A 19,723-nucleotide genomic window follows, 5' to 3' on the forward strand; every position below is an offset into this window, starting at 1 on the left:
CTGCCGGCCGATCAAACATGCCTGATTGCGGGTGATTTGCCCGCGATGGACCAGAGCGCCGCAACCGCACCAGGCCCCAGTCGTTCTAATCTGACGACTGTCATATCCCTGCGGCCACCCAGGATGGAACCTCATGTCAGCGGCACCGCCTGACAACGACGTGCTGTGGGCCCGGGGGATCGTCAAGTCCCATCACGGCACCCCCGCCCTGCGGGGCATCTCGATCGGCGTCCGCGAGGGCGAAGTGCTCGCCGTCACCGGCCCGCGCGGCTCCGGCAAGAGCACCCTCCTCGGCTGCCTCTCCGCCCTCCTCCCCGTCGACGAGGGCGAGGTCTGGTTCAACAGCGCGCCCGTCCACACCCTCGGCCGGGCCGGGCGCGAACGGCTGCGCCGCGACCGCTTCGGCTTCGTCGGCTCCGAACCCCACCTGGTGCCCGAACTGACCGCCCGGGAGAACGTCGCCCTGCCGCTGCTGCTCGCCGGCGCCGGCAACAAGGCCGCCTACACCGCCGCCGACGAATGGCTGGAACGCCTCGACGTCGGCGAGGTCGCCCGGCAGCGCCCCGACCGGCTGCTCCAGAGCCAGCGCCAGCGGATCGCCGTCGCCCGCGCCCTCGCCCCGCTGCCGCCCGTCGTCTTCGCCGACGACCCCACCGCCCCGCTCCACCGCGAGGCCGCCGACCAGGTCCTGCGGATACTGACCAGCGCGGCCCGGTCGCACCAGCTCACCCTCGTCCTGGCCACTCACGACCCCGAGCTCGTCCGGTTCGCGGACCGCGCCGTCGCCCTCGTCGACGGACGGCTCACCGCCCCCGCCGCCCCCGTCCCGCGCGGGCACGCCGTCCCGGGGGCGGCCGGCGCGTCCGCCGTCTCGGGCACCCGCCGCTGACGACGCCGAGCCGCTGAAAGAGTCGACGTGTTCTATCTCCGTCTGGCCCGGGGCTACCGGGTGCCCGACCTCGGCCGCTGGCTGCTCACCGTGCTGGCCGCCGCCGTGGTCTCCGCCTTCCTGCTGCGCTCCCTCGGCCGGGCCATGAGCGACCCGCTCGGCGGCGAGGACGCGCTGGTGCGACTGCTCTGGTGCCTGCCCCCGCTCGCCGCCGTCGCCTGGTTCGCGGCCGTCGCCGCCCGCGCCGTACCCGCCCAGCGGCCCGAACGGATCACCGGCCTGCGCGCCGCCGGAGCCGGCTCCGGCCGGATCCGCACCCTGATCGCCGGTGAGGTCGTGCTCGCCTGCACCCTCGGCAGCGTGCTCACCCTGCTGGTCTTCCTGGTCCTGCGCAACGACATCGCCGGGCCCGCGCTCGCCCCCGACCTCGGCATGGGCGTACCGCTGCCGGCCGTCGCGCCGGTCGCCCTGCTCGCCCTGGTCCCGCTCACCGCCGGGATCGCCGCCGCCTGCGCCGTCCCGCCCACCGAGTACCTGCCCGGCGGCCGCACCCGCACCCGCGGCGGCACCGGCTTCGGCGCCCTGCGGGTCGCCCTGCCCGTCGGGCTCGCCGTGATCGGCCTCGCCCTCGAACTCATCGCCCTGCGGCCCGGCGCCGCCGCCGACGGCCGGCCGATCCACCTGCCCGCCGGGCTCGGCAGCACCAGCACCGCCGCACTCGGCGGCTGGGCCGCCAGCGCGGTCGGACTCGCCCTGCTCACCGGCCCGTTGCTGTCCTGGACCGGGCGGCTGCTCGCGCTCGGCCGACCCACCCCGCTACGGCTGCTGGCCGGCCGCGGACTCACCGCCCAGGCCCGCCGCCTCGGCCCGCCGCTGGCCGTGCTCACCCTCGCCCTCGCGCTGGTGCTCACCACCATCCGCTACTGGATCGGCACGCCCGACAGCGCCGACGCGCTGCCCGCCGTCGAGGCCTGCCTGGTGCTCGGCTGCGCGGCCGCCGCCGTGGTCACCCGGCTGGCCGAGGTCCGCACCGACCGCCGGGACGTCACCGACGTGCTGCTGCGCCTCGGCACCTCGCCCCGGCTGCTGTTCGGCGCGGTCGCGCTGCGCACCCTGGCGGTGGGCACCACGCTGCTGGTGACCGGCGGAGCGACCGCCGCACTGGCGGCCGCCGGCCTGCGCTGACCTTGCGGCTTGCGCTGACCTGCCGCTGTCGCTGACCTGCCGGTTTGCGTTGGCCCGCCGGCTCAGCCCGCCGCGGCGAGCTGACCGCAGGCGCCGTCGATCTCCTGGCCCCGGGTGTCGCGGACGGTCGTCGGCACCCCGTGCGACTGGAGCCGACGGACGAACTCGCGCTCGTCCTCGGGCCGGGAGGCGGTCCACTTGGAGCCCGGCGTCGGGTTCAGCGGGATCAGGTTGACGTGCACCCGGTGGTTCTTGATCAGTCGGCCGAGCAGGTCCGCCCGCCACGCCTGGTCGTTGATGTCCTTGATCAGCGCGTACTCGATGGAGATCCGCCGGCCGGACTTCTCCGCGTAGTTCCACGCGGCGTCCAGCACCTCGGCGACCTTCCAGCGGGTGTTCACCGGCACCAGCTCGTCGCGCAGCTCGTCGTCCGGGGCGTGCAGCGACAGCGCCAGGCGGCAGCTGAGGCCCTCGTCGGCCAGCCGGTTCATCGCCGGGACCAGGCCGACGGTCGACACCGTGACACCGCGCTGGGACAGGCCGAAACCATCCGGCGCCGGGTCGGTCAGCCGGCGGATCGCGGCCAGCACCCGGTTGTAGTTGGCCAGCGGCTCGCCCATGCCCATGAAGACCACGTTCGACAGCCGCGCCTCGCCACCGGGGATCTCGCCGGCCTTGAGCGCGCGCATCCCCGCGGCGATCTGCTCGACGATCTCGGCGGTGGACAGGTTGCGGGTCAGCCCGGCCTGGCCGGTCGCGCAGAAGGGGCAGTTCATGCCGCAGCCCGCCTGCGAGCTGATGCACATGGTGACCCGGTCCGGGTAGCGCATCAGCACCGACTCGACGAGCGTGCCGTCGAAGAGCTTCCAGAGCGTCTTGCGGGTGGTGTCGTCGTCGCAGGACACGTGCCGCACGACCGACATCAGCTCCGGCAGCAGGCTCCCGGTGAGCTTCTCCCGGCTGGCGGCGGGGATGTCCGTCCAGCCCTCCGGGTCGTTCGACATCCGGCCGAAGTAGTGGTTGGAGAGCTGCTTGGCGCGGAACGGCTGCTCGCCCAGCTCAGCGACGGCCTCCTTGCGCTCGGCGGGGCTCAGGTCGGCGAGGTGTCGCGGGGGCTTGGCGCCGCGCGGCGCGACAAAGGTGAGTTCTCCGGGCTTAGGCATGGTTCATCCAGTGTCGCAGACGCCGGGAGCAGGCCAGGACGTGCGAGGGCCCCGGACGCGCAGGCGTCCGGGGCCCTTCCACCACTCGCGGCCGGAGGACAGGCCCTGAGGCGTCCTACGGCCGGACAAGGCCCTAGCTGCCGACGAAGGCCGCCAGCAGCAGCCAGACCACCGGGGCGGTCGGCAGGAGCGAGTCCAGCCGGTCCATGATGCCGCCGTGGCCGGGCAGCAGCGTGCCCATGTCCTTGATGCCGAGGTCTCGCTTGATCATCGACTCGCCCAGGTCGCCCAGGGTCGCGGTGACCGCCGCGCAGCCGCCCAGGATCAGACCCTGCCACCAGCTGCCGCCGTCGATGATCAGCTCCATCAGCACGGCGCCCGCCAGCATCGACAGGCCGATGCCGCCGGCCAGGCCCTCACGGGTCTTGCCGGGGCTGATCGTCGGGGCGAGCTTGGTCTTGCCGAACTTGTAGCCCACGGCGTAGGCGCCCGTGTCGCTGCAGATCGTGACGATCAGGAACAGCACGATCCGCTGGGGGCCGTCGTCGGCCGCCAGCATCAACGCCACGAAGGTGGCCAGGAACGGCACGTAGAAGGCGGTGAACACCCCGGCCGTTATGTCCCGCAGGTAGTCCTCCGGCGGCTCGGCCATCCGCCAGACCATCACCGCCAGCCCGGTCAGCGCGAGCGAGGCCGCGGCCCACTGCACCCCGGCCCAGTAGCCGGTGGCGATCATGGCGATGCCGCCTGCGACCAGCGGCACCAGCGGCGCCTTGATCTGCTTGCGCTCGGCGAGCCGGCTGGTCAGCTCCCAGATACCGACCGACACCGCGGCCATCACGACGAACAGGAACAGCGCCTTCACCACGAACAGCGAGGCGATGATCACCACACCGAGACCGACCCCCACGCCTATCGCGGCCTGGAGGTTACGGCCACCGCGCTGCTTGCGCGGCTGCGGCTGCGGGGCGGACTGGGCGGCCACGGGTGTCTCCTGCCCTGGATGGGACGACGGCACGAAGTGGGGCTGCCCGGCCGCCGGGTAGGTCGACGGCGGCGCGGGAGGCACCGGGGCCCCGGGGCGCGGCGGGGCGCCGCGGCCGGGGGTGGCGTCATCGGTTATCGCGCGCAGCACGACCGTCTCCGTCACACCCGGCACCGCCGCCTCGGACCGGTCGTCCCGGAACAGCGGGCCGCTCAGCCGACCGGCCTCCCGGGACTGACCGGCGGCGGGGTCACCCGGCCGACCGGGGCCCGCCGGCGGGCCCTGGTCCGGCACGCCGGGGAACGGGCCGGGGCCCGCCGGTACGGGAGGCATGACCTGAGTCTCCTCCGCGTCGCCGCCCCAGTACACCGGAGGCTGCTGCGAGTGATCCGAACGGTGGCCGGGGCCACCCGGCGCGCCGCCCGGCGCACCCGGGTGGGCCACCCGGCCGCCCGGGTGACCGGGGTAGCCCTGGGCCTGCGGCGGCGCCGGGTACTCGCCGTACCCCGGCGCCGGGTGCGCCTGCTGCAGAGGAGCCTGCGGCCGGGGCTGCGGCGCCGGGCGGTAGGGCTGGAACTGTTGGTCGGACGGGCCCCAGTAGCCAGGGGCGTCAGGGGCGTCGTTCATCAGACTTCGAGCAGCTCGGCTTCCTTGTGCTTCAGCAGCTCGTCGACGGCGGCCACGTACTTGGCCGTGGTGTCGTCGAGCTCCTTCTCGGCGCGGCGGCCGTCGTCCTCGCCGACCTCGCCGTCCTTGACCAGCTTGTCGATGGCGTCCTTGGCCTTGCGGCGCACCGCGCGGATCGAGACCTTCGCGTCCTCGCCCTTGCCCCGGGCCACCTTGATGAACTCCCGGCGGCGCTCCTCGGTCAGCTCGGGCAGCACCACCCGGATGAGGGAGCCGTCGTTGGACGGGTTGACGCCCAGGTCGGAGTCGCGGATCGCCTGCTCGATCGCCTTCAGCGCGGTCTTGTCGAACGGCGAGACGACCGCCATCCGGGGCTCCGGCACCGAGAACGAGGCCAGCTGGTTGATCGGCGTCACGGTGCCGTAGTACTCGGCGACGATCTTGGCGAACATCGCCGGGTGGGCACGGCCGGTGCGGATGGCGGCGAAGTCGTCCTTGGCGACGGCGACGGCCTTCTCCATCTTCTCCTCGGCTTCGAGGAGGGTCTCTTCGATCACTGTGATCTCCCTGTCCGGTTCATCTGCGATTGTCCCGACCGGTGTCGGCGTCGAGGCCGGTCACGGCGACGGCGCCGTCCCGTACGGCTGATTGCTGCTCAGGCCCGGACAGAATCCTGGCTGATGAGTGTGCCGATCTTCTCACTCTTCACCGCGCGCGCGATATTGCCCTCCGCCAGCAGCTCGAAGACCAGCATCGGGAGGTTGTTGTCCTTGCACAGCGTGATCGCGGTGAGGTCGGCGACCTTGAGGTCGCGCGTGATGACCTCGGAGTACTCCAGCGCGTCGAACTTCACCGCGTCCGGGTTGGTCCGGGGGTCCGAGTCGTAGACACCGTCCACGCCGTTCTTGCCCATCAGCAGGACGTCGGCGTGGATCTCCAGGGCCCGCTGGACGGCGGTGGTGTCGGTCGAGAAGTACGGCATGCCCATACCGGCGCCGAAGATCACCACACGGCCCTTCTCCAGGTGCCGGACGGCCCGCAGCGGCAGGTACGGTTCGGCGACCTGGCCCATGGTGATCGCGGTCTGGACCCGGGTCTCGATGCCTTCCTTGACCAGGAAGTCCTGCAGCGCCAGGCAGTTCATCACGGTGCCGAGCATGCCCATGTAGTCGGAGCGCGCCCGGTCCATGCCGCGGACCTGCAGCTCGGCGCCCCGGAAGAAGTTGCCGCCGCCGATGACCACCGCGACCTCGGTACCGGCACGGACGACGGTGGCGATCTCCCGGGCGATCGCGTGCACGACGTCCGGGTCGACGCCGAGTCCGCCACCACCGGCAAAGGCTTCACCGGACAGCTTGAGCAGCACCCGGCGGCGCGAGCCGACCTTGGGGTCCTGCGCGGTCTCCTGCGTCTCCTGCATGGACTTCTCCTTTTTGCACCTACTGGCTCACAGGCGCGGGTGTGCGGATGCCCGGCCTGCGCGTACGCGAGAGGAGGCCACTGCCGCGGGAACCGGTTCGGTGTCCTGCACGGCAATGGCCTCCTCGTCGTTCATGGTGCCGACGCGGCCCGCCCGTGGACGGTTGGCACTGGGTGAGCCCGTTCGGCGTTCCGCCCGCCCTGGTCAACGGGCGGGGGCGGTTCCCAGCGTAAGGGTGCCGGGGACCAGGTGGAACGTGGCTCAGGCGCCGACGCGGAAGCGGGCGAAGCGCTTGAGGGCGACGCCGTTCTCCTCGAGGACCTTGGCGACGGTCTTCTTGTTGTCCTTCGCGAAGGCCTGCTCCAGGACGGAGTTCTCCTTGACGAAGCCGGTGACGCGACCCTCGACGATCTTCGGCAGGGCAGCCTCGGGCTTGCCCTCCTCACGCGCGGTGGCCTCGGCGACGCGGCGCTCGTTCTCGAGGTCCTCGGCCGGGATCTCCTCGCGGGACAGGAACTTCGGCGCGAACGCGGCGATGTGCTGCGCGACGTCCTTCGCGACCTCGGCGTTCTCCTTGTCCAGCTCGACCAGGACGCCGACGGCCGGCGGCAGGTCGGGGCTGGTCTTGTGCAGGTAGACCGCGACGAAGCCGTCACCGTCGAACTGGGCGAAGCGACGGAAGACGATCTTCTCGCCCAGGGTCGCGTTGGCCTCGTCGACGAACTGCTGGACGGTCTTGCCGGCCTCGATCTCGGACGCCAGGGCGGCATCCAGGTCGGCCGGGGCGGTCTTGGCCACGTGAGCCGCGATCGCGTCGGCGACCTTGACGAAGTTGTCACCCTTGGCGACGAAGTCGGTCTCGCAGTTCAGCTCGACCAGAACGCCGGACTTCTTGTCCTCGGCGATCAGCGCGGCGACGGCGCCGTTGGAGGCGTCACGGCCCTCGCGCTTGGCAACGCCCTTCTGGCCCTTGATGCGCAGGAGCTCGACGGCCTTCTCGACGTTGCCCTCGGCCTCGTCCAGGGCCTTCTTGCAGTCCATCATGCCGGCGCCGGTGAGCTCACGGAGCTTCTTGACGTCCGCGGCGGTGAAGTTCGCCATGGTGTGAATCTCTTCTCGCGTCTCGCGTGTCTGCGTGGGGAGACGCCGGGACCGATGATTCGGTCCCGGCGCGGGAGAGAGGGGCACCTACCGGTGTCGTACCGGCGGGTGCCCCTCACCCTTGGTACGTCAGGCCTGCTCGGCCGGCGCCTCGGTGGCCTCAGCCTCAGCGGCGGGGGCCTCGACGGCCTCAGCCTCGGCGGCGGGGGCCTCAGCGGCCGGAGCCTCGGCGGCGGCGGGGGCCTCCTCGGCCTTCTTCTCGCCCTCGATGAGGTCCTTCTCCCAGTCGGCCAGCGGCTGGTCGGCGCCCGGCTCGGCCTTGACGTCGCCCTTGGCGACACCGGCGCGGGACTTCAGACCCTCGGCCACGGCGTCGGCGATCACGCGGGTCAGCAGGGTGACGGAGCGGATCGCGTCGTCGTTGCCCGGGATCTTGTAGTCGACCTCGTCGGGGTCACAGTTGGTGTCGAGGATGGCGACGACCGGGATGTTGAGCTTCCGGGCCTCGCCGACCGCGATGTGCTCCTTCTTGGTGTCCACGATCCACACGGCGCTGGGAACGCGCTGCATGTCGCGGATACCGCCGAGGGTCTTCTCCAGCTTGTCGTGCTCGCGCTGGAGGACCAGGAGCTCCTTCTTGGTGAGGCCGGAACCGGCCACGTCCGAGAAGTCCAGCTCGCCGAGCTCCTTCAGGCGCTGCAGGCGCTTGTAGACGGTCGAGAAGTTGGTCAGCATGCCGCCGAGCCAGCGCTGGTTCACGTAGGGCATGCCCACGCGGGTGGCCTGCTCGGCGATGGCCTCCTGGGCCTGCTTCTTCGTGCCGACGAAGAGGACGCTGCCGCCGTGGGCAACGGTCTCCTTGATGAACTCGAAGGCGCGGTCGATGTAGTTCAGCGACTGCAGGAGGTCGATGATGTAGATGCCGTTGCGCTCCGTGATGATGAAGCGCTTCATCTTCGGGTTCCAACGGCGGGTCTGGTGACCGAAGTGGACGCCGCTCTCCAGCAGCTCCCGCATCGTGACGACGGCCATAGCCGTGCTCCTCAGGTGTTACGGCCCGGCGGTCGCGCAACGGACGGCGGGTTCGCGCGGTGGCGCTCCCCGCTCGCGCGGTGCGTCCGGCCGGGTCAGGCTCGGTTTGTCCGTGGCAGCCAGGTGACAGCCACGCCTGACGCCCCGAACGTGCCGAGCCGCTTGAACCCGCACGGTCCGGGGACCAGGCGGGCTCGGCGGACCGAGCGGCACTCGCACCTGGCGGGGGCAGCGGCCGGGCCGCGTCCGTCCACCGGTGGCGGGGCGTGCGAAGTCGACCCGGCGGACCGGGTCGCGTGTGAAGTGTACGGGAAGCGCCGCGGAGCGGGCGACTCCGCGACTGGCGGAGGCCCTGGACGGGCGGGTCCGCGCTGGCGGGAGCTGGGCGGAGGCCGGGCCGAGGCGGGGCGGAGGCGGGGCGGCCGGGCCTTGGGAGTGCTGCTGCTGCGGTGCTTGTACACCGGATGGCGGCATCCGTACACCCGCTGGAGGGACGGGATCAGGCCACGAGGGCGGTTTGTCCACAGGAGTCCGGAAGTGGGTGGCGCCGGGGCGGCCGCGCAGCAAGCCTCGGGGCATGACCGCTCGCGCCGAATGCCCGGTTCCGCCCGCCATCGGTCCGGCCTGCTCGGGGCCGGGCCGGTTGAGCCTTGACCGATTGGGGCCGGGCCGGTTGGGGCCGGGCTCGTTTGGTGTGCTGCGGGGGCTGGTCGCCGTGCTGGCCGCGCTGGTGCTGCTGGTCTCGGGCAGTGCGGGGCGGGGCGCCGCTCTCAGCGGGGGCGGCGGAGGTGATGGCGGGGGCGGCGAGAGCGGCCGGACCGGTTCGGGCGGTGCGCGGGCCTGGCCGGTGGGCGGGCCCGGCGGGGTGCTCCGGCGGTTCGAGCCACCGGCCACGCCATGGGCCGCCGGACACCGGGGAGTGGACCTCGCCGCCGCGCCCGGGGCGGAGGTGCGGGCGGCTGCCGCCGGGGTGGTCACGTTCTCCGGGCTGGTGGCGGGGCGCCCGGTGGTGACCGTCACCCACCCCGGCTCGGGGTCACCCCCCTTGCGGACCACCTACCTGCCCATCGCCGGCACCGCCCCGGTCGGCACCGAGGTACCCGCCGGACAGGTGATCGGACGGCTCGCCCCCGACGGACGGCACTGCCCAGCGCGGGACTGCCTGCACTGGGGGCTGCTGCGCGGCGGGCGCTACCTCGACCCGCTGGCCCTGTTCGGCGCGGGAGCGGCGCGGCTGCTGCCGCTGGGCGGCGCCGGGCGCACCTGATGAATTCAGATGAACCGAACGAACCAAACGAACCGGGCCGGACGGCGGCTCAGGCCCGGTCGAGGCCGTGCAGGGCCATGGCCACGGCGGCGTCCGCGATCAGTTCGGGGCGCTCGGCCGCGCACCCGACACGCTCCCCCGCGGCCACTTGCTCGGCCCGGCGCACGGCCGCCTCCACGACTCCTTGGAGCAACGCCGCAGCGAGCCGGGGCTGCGCGTGACCGAGATCCTCCAGGGCCCGGACGACCAGGCCGACCAGCTTGCCGTGCGCCGCCCGGATGCGCTCGCGCGCGGCCTCGTCGAGTTCGAGCGCGGAGATCGCCACCACCGCCCGGTGGCGCGGGTCTGCGGCCAACGCCAGCTGGCCACGGACATACGCCTCGATCCGGTCGGCCGCGCTGTCGCAGCTCTCCATCCCGGCCTCGATCTCGGCCGCCCAGAGCGGGAAGTCCACCTCGCAGAGCGCCTCGACCACGGCGGCCCGGGAGCGGAAGTACTCGTAGACCGAGGAGCGCGCCAGGGAGGTGCGCGCAGCGAGCGCAGGGAAGGTCAGCGCCTCCATGCCGCCCTCCGTGAGCAGGGTGCGGGCAGCGTCAAGGAGGGCTGCACGCTGCAGCTGGCGATGCTCGGCCACCGTGGCCGCTCGGATCTTCGGCACGCTCCCACTGTACGGAGCCCTACCTGCGGCCGGTACGGCGCCGCGCATTTGAGCGGGGAGCGAGAGCGCGCAGGCGTGCGGCGAGGCGTGCGAGCGGGCGCGCAACCCGGGGATCCGGCCCGGAGTAACGGCCCAGGGTTACAGCCGGGCCGGTACGGCCGGGCAGGTACGGCCCGAGGATGCGGCCGGGCAGGCGCGGACCGGCAACGTGGCCGGGGTCGCGACCCGGAGGTCGGCCGGAACGGGACGGTCCCGGCCCGCGCTACCGGATGTCCGACAGCTTGGCGCGCAGCTGGAGGACGGACTTGGTGTGGATCTGGCTCACCCGGCTCTCCGTCACCCCCAGCACCTGGCCGATCTCGGCGAGGGTGAGGCCCTCGTAGTAGTAGAGCGTCACCACGGTCTTCTCCCGCTCGGGGAGGGTGTTGACCGCCTGGGCCAGCAGCCTGCGCAGCTCGCGGTCCTCGGCCACCTCGACCGGGTTGTCGGCACCGTGGTCCACCAGGGTGTCCATCAGGCTCAGCCGGTCGCCGCCCTCCCCCACCGGGTGCAGCAGTTCGTCCAGGGCCACCACGTTGGCCAGGGACAGCTGGCTGAAGATCGCGTGCAGATCCTCGATCGCGATGCCCATCTCGGCCGCGACCTCGGGATCGTGCGGCGTACGGCGCAGCCGGGCCTCCAGCGTCGCGTACGTCCGCTCGACGGCCTTCGCCTTCTGCCGCACCGAGCGCGGGATCCAGTCCAGGGCACGCAGTTCGTCGATGATCGCACCGCGGATCCGGCTGATCGCGTAGGTCTCGAACTTGATGGCGCGGTCGATGTCGAACTTCTCGATCGCATCGATCAGCCCGAAGACCCCCGAGGAGACGAAGTCGGCCTGCTCGACGTTGGAGGGCAGGCCGACCCCGACCCGCCCCGCCACGTACTTGACGAGCGGCGAGTAGTGCAGGATCAGCTGCTCGCGCAGCCGCTGGTCGCCGGTCTCCTTGTAGGAGCGCCAGAGCTCTTCGAGCGCGGTGCGCCCCTGGGCTCCGGGGCCTGGACCGCCCGGCCCCGGTCCCTGCTCCGGGCCGGGCGGGGGGGTGCCGTCCGGCGGCAGGGCACCGGCAGCGATCGGGCGGGCTGCGCCGTCGCCGGTGGCAGCGCCGACCGCGTCGGCGGGCTGGCCCGGCACCGCCGTCGGCCGGCCGCCCTGGCGCGACAGGCCCCCCATTGTCCCCGTCGCCTTGGGCGGGAACTCAGTCACGGGGCGCCGCTCGGTCCGCGGCCCTCCCGAGGACCGGGCGCCACCGGTCACTCTGTGTCCGGGAATGTGTGTGGGCATGCGTTGGTCTGCGCCGTTCTGCCGAGTCATGTGCTGATAGGGAAGGCATGTGGAGCGTAGCGTGACCGACTCGCTGCAATGCGCTACCGCCACTCGGTCGTCCCCCGATCCGGTGGCGTTCACGTCACCGGATCCGGGCACGCGAACGGACGAACCGGATCAGCAGGTCAACCGGGCGATCCCGACACTCCCTCCCCACGACCCCTCCCCACGACACGGATGTGCGCTTCGTCCCGACCGTCACCTCCTCCGCACCAGGCGCCAGTGCGCGCCGTGCCGCTCGACGTAACCGAGCGAGCCCAACTCGTAGAGCCGCTGCAGCACTTCGTCCGGCGGGAGTCCGGACTGCCGGGCCAACCGCTCGATCGGCGCGCCCTCCGCCGTCGCCGGGACGGCCTCCAGCACCCGGGCCACCGCCGGCTCCAGCAGATCCCGGGGCAGGACCGGGCCGCTGCGCTGCGGCGCCAGGTCGTCCCCGATCGCCCCGATCAGTTCGGCGATCTCGGCGGAGTCGGTGACCAGCGTGGCGCCGCCGCTGCGGATCAGGGCGTGCACCCCGGCCGAGAGTTCCGAGGTCACCGGGCCGGCGACGCCCATGGTGTGGCGGTTGAGGTCCCGCGCCCGTCTGGCCGTGCTCAGCGCGCCGCTGCGCATCGCCGCCTCGACCACCACCGTGCCCCGGGTGAGCGCCGCGATGACCCGGTTGCGGAGCACGAAGCGGAAGCGGTTCGGGTGTTCCCCGGGTGGGAGTTCACTGACCAGCAGTCCCTGGGCACCGATCCACCGGATCAGTTCGGCGTTCCCTTTCGGGTAGGCCACGTCGACCCCACAGGCGAGCACCGCGATCGTCATCCCGCCGACGGAGAGCGCCCCTCGGTGGGCGGCCGCGTCGATCCCGTAGGCGGCTCCGGACACCACGACCCAACCTCGCTCGGCCAGTTGGGCCGACAGCTCCCCCGCGACGTGGGCGCCGTAGGCCGTGCAGGCTCGGGAGCCAACCATCGCCACCGAGCGGAGCGCGAGCAGCCGCAGCGAACCCGTGCCGGTCGTCCAGAGCCCGATCGGGCGCCCGTCGCCCAGATCGTCCAGTTGGCTGGGCCATTCCGTGTCCCCCGGAATGATGAAGCGTCCACCGACGGCTCGTACCCGTTCCAGGTCCTCGGCCGGGTCCAGACCGGGGAGTCTCGCCTGGTAGCCGGCCAACCGGGGCCCGTCCAGCCCGGGGTGTGCGGGCACCGTCCCGTCACGGATCGCCCGGACGGCGTCGACTGCGGAGAGCTGACCGAGCCACCGGCCGACCACCGCGTCCCCGGGCTCGCTCAGCCGGCTGAGCACGGCGCGGGCGAGGCGCTCCGGATCGGGACCGGACTCGGACTCTGCCCGGCCGGGCGGCTGAAGGTGCATCATCATCGGGTTCATGCCTCACCGCCCTCGTCCGCCCGATGCTGGTCGCGCTTCCCGGACCGCTTGGCGGAGCCGGACCGGGTGGATCGGCCAAGGGCATCGGGGCGGTCCGGCGGACCAGGACTCTCCGGGTCAGGGCTCTCCGGGTCGGGACAATCGGGCTTCTCGAACCGGCCCGACCGGCTCTGCCCTTCGGGCGGCTCGTCGACCGGGCCGACGCGCTGGGCCGGGATGCCACCGAGTCGGCCGTAGACCCGCTCGGCCAGCGGCAGCCCCTGCTCGACGCCGGTGCGCAGGACCAGTGCGGTGCGGACGTCCCGCTGGTCCGGCCGGTCGCGACCGGCGAGGTCGGCGACCGTCCAGGCGACCCGGAGCACCCGGTCCAGGCCCCGGGCGGTCAGCAGCCCGCGCTCCAACTGGCGGGCGACATCGTTCAGTGCGCCGGGGGCGAGCTGCCAGCGGGTCCGCAGCTCGTGGCCCGGGACTTCCGCGTTGGTCCGCCACGGGGTGGTCGCCAGCCGGGCCGCTGCCCGTTCCCGCGCGGCCAGCACCCGGGCCGCGACGGTCTCGGTGCTCTCCGCCGTGGTGTCCCGCTCCATGAGTTCGATCCTCGTCACCGGGGCGACCTGGACCTGGAGGTCGACCCGGTCCAGCAGCGGCCCGGAGAGCCGCCCCTGGTAACGACTGACCATCGCAGGGCTGCACTCGCACCCCTCACCCCGTCGTGAATGGCGGCCGCACGGGCAGGGGTTGGCGGCCAGGCAGAGCAGGAACCTGGCCGGAAGCCGGAGCGAGCCGGCCGAGCGGGCGATCACCACCTCGCCCGACTCCAGCGGCTGGCGCAGCGAGTCGAGCACCCGGACCGGAAACTCCGGCGCCTCGTCCAGGAACAGCACGCCCCGGTGGGCCAGCGAGACCGCCCCCGGTCTCGGCAGGCCACTGCCGCCGCCGACGATCGCCGGCATCGTCGTGGAGTGGTGCGGGGCGCAGTACGGCGCCGTGTCGATGAGCGGGCGCCCGACCGGGAGCAGCCCGGCCACCGAGTGCACGGCGGTGACCTCCAGAGCCTCCTTCTGGGTCAGTGGCGGGAGCAGCGAGGGCAGCCGCTCCGCCAGCATCGTCTTGCCCGCGCCCGGTGGGCCCTTGAGGTACAGGTGGTGACCGCCGGCAGCGGCGATCTCCAGGGCGCGCCGGGCCTCGTACTGTCCGGCCACGTCGGCCAGATCGAGGCGCGCCGCCTTGTCGTCGACCAGCCCTCGGACGCCGGCGCTGGGCAGCATCAGGCCGGCCATCAGCGGATCCGGCCGGCCGGCGATCGGGTCGGGCGGCTCCTCCGGCGCGGACGCGCCGGTCAGGACGGCGACCAGCTGCCGCAGGCTGCGGACGCCGATCACGGTCACGCCAGGGACGAGCGAGGCCTCGGGCGCGGTCTGCTCCGCGACCACGACCCGCTGGTATCCCGCGTCGGCCGCGGCCAGCACCGACGGCAGCACCCCGCGGACCGGCCGCACCCGGCCGTCCAGACCCAGTTCGCCGATGATCAGCAGCTCGGCGATGGAGGAGGGGTCGAGCCGTTCGGCCGCGGCCAGGACGGCGCAGGCCACCGCGAGGTCGAAGCCACTGCCGCTCTTGGGCACCGAGGCCGGGCTGAGCCCGACGGTCAGCTTGCGCTGCGGCCAGGCCTCACCGCTGTTGACCACGGCCGCGCGCACCCGGTCGCGGGCCTCGGACAGCGCCTTGTCGGGCAGGCCGACCAGGGCGAACGCGGCCACCCCTGGCTCCAGATCGGCCTGGACCTCGACGATCACTCCGTCGACGCCGACCAGCGCGACGGAACAGGTACGGGCGAAGGCCATCTCAGACCACCCCCCGCAGGTGGTCGACCAGGGCCGCACCCCGGGCCCGGTTGACCACGGCCACCAGGTCGATCCGCACGCCCCCGGGCGGAGCGGGCGGCCAGTGCGGGTCCGTGGGCCCGGGGTCGTACCCGGGACCGGCCAGCCGTGCGAAGTGGCCGGGCCAGCGCTCGGCCATCCAGCGCTCCGCCAGGCGTTGCAACCGGGCGGCCTTGGCCTGGCCGATGGCCTCGCTGGGTTGTTGGAAGCCCCGCTCGGAGCGGGTCTTCACCTCGCAGACCGCCACGGTGTCGCCGTCGAGGGCGACGATGTCCAACTCGCCCTCGACACAGCGCCAGTTGCGGTCCAGGATGCGGAGCCCGGCCTCCGTGAGACGGCGGGCGGCGACCCGCTCGCCGTAGCGGCCGAGCCCGTTGTTGGTACTGCGACCGCCGGTACTGCGACCCGGGCCCGGCCCGGTGCCGTCCCTCGTGCCGTCCCGCACGGCTCCGGCCGCTGTGGCCGCTGCGGCCTGGTCCAGTACGGCCGCACCCGGTACGGCCTGGTCCTGCGTGATCGTGTTCTGCACGGTGACCACCTCCGACGTGGAGGTTGCACCGTCGCGCACGGCGAGGCCGGGAATTTCCGTTTCCCTGTGGATAACTCGGGCCTGTGGATAACTTTTGTCACCCGCAGGAGTGAGACGCCCCGATCGCGCGAAATTCCGCTGGACAACGCGGGTCCGAGCGGTCCAACGTCAGTTCCCGAAGCCGGACTCGTCCGAGGGCAGCTCCAGATCGCTCTTCGCGAGTTCCTCGATGTTCACGTCCTTGAAGGTCAGCACCCGGACCTTACGGACGAACCGGGCCGGCCGGTACATGTCCCAGACCCACGCATCCGCCATCGACACCTCGAAGAAGACCTCGCCCTGCACCGAGTGCACCTGCAACTCGTAGTCATTGGTGAGGTAGAACCGTCGCTCGGTCTCGATCACGTACTTGAACAGGCCGACGACGTCCCGGTACTCCCGGTAGAGCTTGAGCTCCATCTCGGTCTCGTACTTCTCGAGATCTTCGGCACTCATCCAGGCGTCCCCTCAACTTGTCACGTCCACCCATTGTGGACCACCGCACCCACGCTCAGAGCCGTACCGGGGCGACCGGCGGGCCCTCGGCCAGCAGTCGCTCCAGGAAGTCCGCCAATCCGACCGGGTAGACCGTCTCGGCGGTCCCCCTCAGCTCCTCGACCGTCCACCAGCGCGCCGCGAGCAGTTGGGCGTGTTCCTCCTCGCCCATCCCCGAGTGGTCGAGACCCGTCTCCGTGGTCCGGGCCAGATGGAACCACTGATCCTGCTCGTAACGCCGTCCCTGAAAGGAGAACGACACCGTGCCGTACGCCACCAAGGGCCCCAGGTCCACACCCCGCAGGCCGGTCTCCTCCGCGAGTTCCCGCGCGGCGGCCTCCCGCACGTCCTCCCCGGGCTCCAAGCCGCCGCCGGGCGTGAACCACCACGCCTCCCCCGGCGTCGCCGGGTCGGAGCCCAGGAAGAGAAGGATGCGGTCCTGCCCGTCCAGCAGCAGGATCCGCGCCGCCCTGCGCCGTTGTGCCGTCATGGCAGCGCTCCACGCTCCTTCCGTTCGCGTCGGTGGCGCTACCGATCCTGCCACCCGGCGCCGCCGTCCGGGGCGATGTTCGGCAGAGCGGCCCGGGCCGCGACGACCGCGATCAGGAGCTGCGCCCCCGGCTGAGCCGGCGGGCCAGGCCCGCCACCCCGCCCACCGCCGAAGTCACGAGGATCAGCGCCGCGCCCGCAACGGTCGCGAAGGCAGCCGGTTGCAGCGGCCCGGGCGGACCGGCCTTCGGTCCGGGAAGCCCGTCGAAGGCCGCGGTCCGGCCGAGGTCGCCCGTCCTGCCGAACGGCATCAGGGTGGCCTCGACCCTGGCCTCCACCGCGCCGGCCGGGACGGTCCCGCCGTCGACCTCCAGGTGGGTGCGGGAGTCGAGCGAGCCCAGCCGGTTGTCGCCGAGCAGGAACAGCCGCCCCGGCGGCACCGTGACGCTGAACGAGGAGCCTTGCGGGCCCTGCGCCGCGAGGTACGGCTCCTCCACCACCTGTCCGTCGACCGTCAGCCGGTGGTCGTTGCCGGTGGCCGCGACGGTGTCCCCGCCGACCGCGACCACGCGCTTGACCATGAGCTCGCCACCCCAGTCCTGGTCCCGGAAGACCACCACGTCCCCCCGGCCGACGGCCCCGCCGCCGATCTTCCGGGCGAGCACGGTGTCCCCGATCCGAAGCGTGGGGGACATCGAGGCGGTCGGGATGCTGTACGGCCGGTAGTCGATCGCGATCAAGGCGAAGCCGCCGATCATCAGCACCAGCCCGAGCGCGAGCGCGACGCCCTGCAGCACCGCCGCGGGCCGGCGGCCCGGACGGGCGGGCGAAGCCGGGTGGTCGGCCGTCTGCTCAACGACACCGCTCATCGAAACCGTCCACCTCTGGCCGACCGGAGAACACCAATGGCACGCCGGGGGCACCGGCAGAAAAGCCGACGGGCCGTGGCACGTCCGAGCAGATTACTCGTCGGTACCACGGCCCGCGCAAGGGCTGAGGAGAACCCGGTGGAGCTCAGGAGTCCTTCCGGCCGTCCCTCCGCTCCCGCACCCGACGCACCAGCGGAAGCAGCGCGACCGCGCCCACCGCGCCAGCCACGGGAGGCGCCAGAGGCGCGGCCGCCGCCAGGCCCTTCTGGTCGAAGGTGTTCGGCACCGAGAGCGTCGACCAGTGACCGACCGGCCAGGCCACGACGAAGGCCCGCCCGATCACGTTGCCCACCGGAACGGTGCCGCCACCCGGCTGGTCCATGTGGAAGCGGGAGTCCAGCGAGTCCGCGCGGTGGTCGCCCATCACCCAGATCCGGCCGTTGGGCACCTTCACCGGGTCGAACGGGTGGTCACCGCAGGGGGTGTTGCCCTGGTAGACGTACGGCTCGTTGAGCGCGACGCCGTTGACCTTCACCGGCCCGGTGCCCTGGCACTCGACGGTGTCCCCGCCGACCGCGATGACCCGCTTGATGAGGTCCTTCTCATTGGCCGACGGCATCAGACCGACGAAGCTGAGCACGTCCTGGACGCCCCGGACGAAGGAGTTGCTGCTCTGCGGGGTCGGCTCGTCGTTCAGCCAGCCACCCGGGTCGTGGAACACCACGACCTCACCGCGCTCGGGCTCCGCGCCGAACCAGGGGGTCAGCTTGTCCACCAGGACACGGTCACCGACCTGCAACGTGTTCTGCATCGACTCCGACGGAATGGAGAAGGCCTGGACGAAGAAGGTCTTGATCACTAGCGCCAGGACCAGCGCGATGCCGACCAGGATCGGCAGTTCCTTCCAGAAGGAACGCTGCTTGCGCTGCTTGCCGGGGGCCTGCGACTCCGACTGGTCCGCCGACTCGGCGTCGGGCCGGTGGGACTCCGAAGAGCCCCCGGTGGGGCCCTCCGTCCCGTCGCCATGTTCGTCGGCGGTCTGGGCCGCCGCGTCCTCGACCGAGGCCGAGGACGCACCGGACTCAGCGGACCGGGCCGCTCGACCGCCAGAGCCCTCGGGCTCGCCGGCACCTGAGCGGGCGCCGATCACCACATCCCCCACAACGTCTCCTCCCTGCTGTGCGGACGCCCGAGCGCCCGCGCTCACAGTGCCGCACAGCGGGCACCACGCTCACCACGACCATGGACGCTTCGGGACTGCCCATCACGGGCTCCCCTGACACCAGCACAGCCTCGACGCACGACCGGGACCTCCCGGCCGCACCTGCACTTCTCTATCACTCCAAGGCATCCGGCTCGCGGTCCCACGCGCGCGGCCCGGCCGCGAGACGCCCGGCCCGGCTCACTCGGGCGGCCGCCCTGACCGGCGAACGACGGCCGGAAAGATGCCCAACACACCCATAACGAGCGGAGGTTCCACCGGAACCGGCCCAACGCCCACGGATTCCGGCGCAGTTCCGCGCGCCTGCGGAGCCCGCGCCAACGAGGAGAGTGAACTCGGCACGTCAAGTTGATGGAGGCGGTCCAGCGGCCAGGCGTTCATGAAGGCCCGGCCGACCACACCGCTCAGCGGGATGGTCCCCTGCCCCGGGTTCCCCATGTGGAAGCGGGAGTCGGCGGACACGTCCCGGTGGTCGCCCATGACCCAGAGCCGACCCTGCGGCACCTGCACCTTGAAGGGCTGCCGGGACGGCGGGTTGGCGGGCGCGAGGTACGGCTCGTCCACCGGCGTGCCGTTGACGCTCAACCGCCCCTGCGCGTCGCAGCACTCCACGGTGTCCCCGCCGACGCCGATGACCCGTTTGATCAAGTCCTGCTCGCTGTCCGACGGCAGCAGCCCGACGAAGGTGAGGACCTGCTTGGCCGCCCCCAGCACCGGACCGTCGTCGGACGGCTTGTGGTCGCTCTCCAGCCAGCCGCCCGGATCCTTGAACACCACCACGTCGCCGCGCTGCGGCTCGCTGCCGAACCAGGGGGTCAGCTTGTCCACCAGCACCCGGTCCCCCACCTGGATGGTCTGCTCCATCGAGCCGGAGGGGATCACGAACACCTGGAGCAGGAAGGTCTTCATCACCAGCGCGACCAGCAGCGCCACCACGATGATCAGCGGGAACTCCCGCAGCAGCGACCGCTTGCGCCGCCGGGCCGCGCGTCGGGCGCTGCGGCGGCGATCGGCCCGGCCCCGGACGGGCAGCACCACGGCCGGGCCCGCACCCCCGGGGGAGGCGCCTCCTGGCCCGGCACCGTCAGATCCGGCACTCACGGATCCGGCACTCGCCGATCCGGCATCCG

General features: G+C 72.6%; 19 protein-coding genes. 3 read left to right on the top strand and 16 right to left on the bottom strand.

Features of this window, described 5'->3' with window-relative positions:
- Positions 1–133: 133 nt before the first annotated feature.
- Together ACFVHI_RS18485 and ACFVHI_RS18490 are read left to right on the top strand one after the other, a co-directional pair.
- Positions 134–889: an ABC transporter ATP-binding protein gene (locus ACFVHI_RS18485; protein WP_063347662.1), complete on the top strand. Its 756-nt coding sequence runs from the start codon at positions 134–136 to the stop codon at positions 887–889.
- A 27-nt stretch (positions 890–916) separates the two neighbouring features.
- Complete coding sequence (locus ACFVHI_RS18490; protein WP_063347663.1) at positions 917–2,074, top strand: hypothetical protein; 1,158 nt, start codon at positions 917–919, stop codon at positions 2,072–2,074.
- Between the two features lie 62 nt (positions 2,075–2,136).
- Here ACFVHI_RS18490 and rlmN read toward each other — a convergent pair whose 3' ends face one another.
- From rlmN to rpsB, 6 genes are all read right to left on the bottom strand, one after another.
- A complete protein-coding gene (rlmN, locus tag ACFVHI_RS18495; RefSeq protein ID WP_063347664.1) occupies positions 2,137–3,237 on the bottom strand; it encodes a 23S rRNA (adenine(2503)-C(2))-methyltransferase RlmN in 1,101 nt (366 codons plus the stop codon).
- A gap of 133 nt (positions 3,238–3,370) precedes the next feature.
- Positions 3,371–4,849, bottom strand: coding sequence for a phosphatidate cytidylyltransferase (locus tag ACFVHI_RS18500; RefSeq protein WP_380340600.1), 1,479 nt, complete (start codon positions 4,847–4,849; stop codon positions 3,371–3,373).
- Complete coding sequence (gene frr, locus ACFVHI_RS18505; RefSeq protein WP_063347665.1) at positions 4,849–5,406, bottom strand: ribosome recycling factor; 558 nt, start codon at positions 5,404–5,406, stop codon at positions 4,849–4,851. The genes ACFVHI_RS18500 and frr overlap by 1 nt, the downstream gene beginning before the upstream one ends.
- Before the next feature lie 98 nt (positions 5,407–5,504).
- Complete coding sequence (gene pyrH, locus ACFVHI_RS18510; protein ID WP_380340604.1) at positions 5,505–6,269, bottom strand: UMP kinase; 765 nt, start codon at positions 6,267–6,269, stop codon at positions 5,505–5,507.
- A 261-nt stretch (positions 6,270–6,530) separates the two neighbouring features.
- Positions 6,531–7,370, bottom strand: coding sequence for a translation elongation factor Ts (tsf, locus tag ACFVHI_RS18515; RefSeq protein WP_063347667.1), 840 nt, complete (start codon positions 7,368–7,370; stop codon positions 6,531–6,533).
- Between the two features lie 129 nt (positions 7,371–7,499).
- The gene (rpsB, locus tag ACFVHI_RS18520) at positions 7,500–8,402 is read right to left on the bottom strand and encodes a 30S ribosomal protein S2 (RefSeq protein WP_063347668.1); all 903 of its coding nucleotides are present in this window, start codon (positions 8,400–8,402) and stop codon (positions 7,500–7,502) included.
- Positions 8,403–9,096: 694 nt separating this feature from the next.
- On the opposite strand from rpsB, the gene ACFVHI_RS18525 reads away from it, so the two are divergent.
- Positions 9,097–9,669, top strand: a complete 573-nt coding sequence (locus tag ACFVHI_RS18525; RefSeq protein ID WP_380340609.1) for a murein hydrolase activator EnvC family protein — start codon at positions 9,097–9,099, stop codon at positions 9,667–9,669.
- Between the two features lie 49 nt (positions 9,670–9,718).
- On the opposite strand, the gene ACFVHI_RS18530 is transcribed toward ACFVHI_RS18525, so the two are convergent.
- The 10 genes from ACFVHI_RS18530 to lepB (ACFVHI_RS18575) form a co-directional block, all read right to left on the bottom strand.
- Complete coding sequence (locus ACFVHI_RS18530; RefSeq protein WP_380340664.1) at positions 9,719–10,303, bottom strand: TetR/AcrR family transcriptional regulator; 585 nt, start codon at positions 10,301–10,303, stop codon at positions 9,719–9,721.
- 286 nt (positions 10,304–10,589) lie between these two features.
- Complete coding sequence (gene whiG, locus ACFVHI_RS18535; RefSeq protein WP_380340611.1) at positions 10,590–11,540, bottom strand: RNA polymerase sigma factor WhiG; 951 nt, start codon at positions 11,538–11,540, stop codon at positions 10,590–10,592.
- A gap of 351 nt (positions 11,541–11,891) precedes the next feature.
- Positions 11,892–13,061, bottom strand: coding sequence for a DNA-processing protein DprA (gene dprA / locus ACFVHI_RS18540; RefSeq protein ID WP_380340666.1), 1,170 nt, complete (start codon positions 13,059–13,061; stop codon positions 11,892–11,894).
- A 5-nt stretch (positions 13,062–13,066) separates the two neighbouring features.
- Positions 13,067–14,911 carry a YifB family Mg chelatase-like AAA ATPase gene (locus tag ACFVHI_RS18545; protein ID WP_380340614.1) on the bottom strand — a complete coding sequence of 615 codons (1,845 nt, stop codon included), beginning with the start codon at positions 14,909–14,911 and terminating at the stop codon, positions 13,067–13,069.
- 1 nt (position 14,912) lies between these two features.
- A complete protein-coding gene (locus ACFVHI_RS18550; RefSeq protein ID WP_063351118.1) occupies positions 14,913–15,395 on the bottom strand; it encodes a YraN family protein in 483 nt (160 codons plus the stop codon).
- 252 nt (positions 15,396–15,647) lie between these two features.
- Positions 15,648–15,974 (bottom strand): DUF2469 domain-containing protein, encoded by a 327-nt coding sequence (locus ACFVHI_RS18555; RefSeq protein WP_030056781.1) that lies wholly within the window; start codon positions 15,972–15,974, stop codon positions 15,648–15,650.
- A 55-nt stretch (positions 15,975–16,029) separates the two neighbouring features.
- Positions 16,030–16,503 carry an NUDIX domain-containing protein gene (locus tag ACFVHI_RS18560; RefSeq protein WP_363375893.1) on the bottom strand — a complete coding sequence of 158 codons (474 nt, stop codon included), beginning with the start codon at positions 16,501–16,503 and terminating at the stop codon, positions 16,030–16,032.
- A 112-nt stretch (positions 16,504–16,615) separates the two neighbouring features.
- Entirely contained in the window at positions 16,616–17,371 is a 756-nt protein-coding gene (gene lepB, locus ACFVHI_RS18565) for a signal peptidase I (RefSeq protein ID WP_380340618.1), read from the bottom strand.
- A gap of 145 nt (positions 17,372–17,516) precedes the next feature.
- Positions 17,517–18,533, bottom strand: a complete 1,017-nt coding sequence (lepB, locus tag ACFVHI_RS18570) for a signal peptidase I (protein ID WP_208869071.1) — start codon at positions 18,531–18,533, stop codon at positions 17,517–17,519.
- 240 nt (positions 18,534–18,773) lie between these two features.
- Complete coding sequence (gene lepB / locus ACFVHI_RS18575; protein WP_380340622.1) at positions 18,774–19,631, bottom strand: signal peptidase I; 858 nt, start codon at positions 19,629–19,631, stop codon at positions 18,774–18,776.
- Between the last annotated feature and the right edge of the window lie 92 nt (positions 19,632–19,723).

Origin of the sequence: Kitasatospora sp. NPDC127121, from assembly GCF_042677305.1 — a bacterium.
In the GTDB taxonomy this organism is placed as follows: domain Bacteria; phylum Actinomycetota; class Actinomycetes; order Streptomycetales; family Streptomycetaceae; genus Kitasatospora.

What these genes read in the sequence shown, in the direction of transcription:
- lepB (WP_380340618.1), bottom strand. Translation starts at nt 17,371, where the DNA reads ATGAGCGGTGTCGTTGAGCAGACGGCCGACCACCCGGCTTCGCCCGCC.
- ACFVHI_RS18545 (WP_380340614.1), bottom strand. Translation starts at nt 14,911, where the DNA reads ATGGCCTTCGCCCGTACCTGTTCCGTCGCGCTGGTCGGCGTCGACGGA.
- pyrH (WP_380340604.1), bottom strand. Translation starts at nt 6,269, where the DNA reads ATGCAGGAGACGCAGGAGACCGCGCAGGACCCCAAGGTCGGCTCGCGC.
- ACFVHI_RS18485 (WP_063347662.1), top strand. Translation starts at nt 134, where the DNA reads ATGTCAGCGGCACCGCCTGACAACGACGTGCTGTGGGCCCGGGGGATC.
- rpsB (WP_063347668.1), bottom strand. Translation starts at nt 8,402, where the DNA reads ATGGCCGTCGTCACGATGCGGGAGCTGCTGGAGAGCGGCGTCCACTTC.
- tsf (WP_063347667.1), bottom strand. Translation starts at nt 7,370, where the DNA reads ATGGCGAACTTCACCGCCGCGGACGTCAAGAAGCTCCGTGAGCTCACC.
- rlmN (WP_063347664.1), bottom strand. Translation starts at nt 3,237, where the DNA reads ATGCCTAAGCCCGGAGAACTCACCTTTGTCGCGCCGCGCGGCGCCAAG.
- ACFVHI_RS18560 (WP_363375893.1), bottom strand. Translation starts at nt 16,503, where the DNA reads ATGACGGCACAACGGCGCAGGGCGGCGCGGATCCTGCTGCTGGACGGG.
- ACFVHI_RS18500 (WP_380340600.1), bottom strand. Translation starts at nt 4,849, where the DNA reads ATGAACGACGCCCCTGACGCCCCTGGCTACTGGGGCCCGTCCGACCAA.
- ACFVHI_RS18555 (WP_030056781.1), bottom strand. Translation starts at nt 15,974, where the DNA reads ATGAGTGCCGAAGATCTCGAGAAGTACGAGACCGAGATGGAGCTCAAG.
- whiG (WP_380340611.1), bottom strand. Translation starts at nt 11,540, where the DNA reads ATGGGGGGCCTGTCGCGCCAGGGCGGCCGGCCGACGGCGGTGCCGGGC.
- dprA (WP_380340666.1), bottom strand. Translation starts at nt 13,061, where the DNA reads ATGATGATGCACCTTCAGCCGCCCGGCCGGGCAGAGTCCGAGTCCGGT.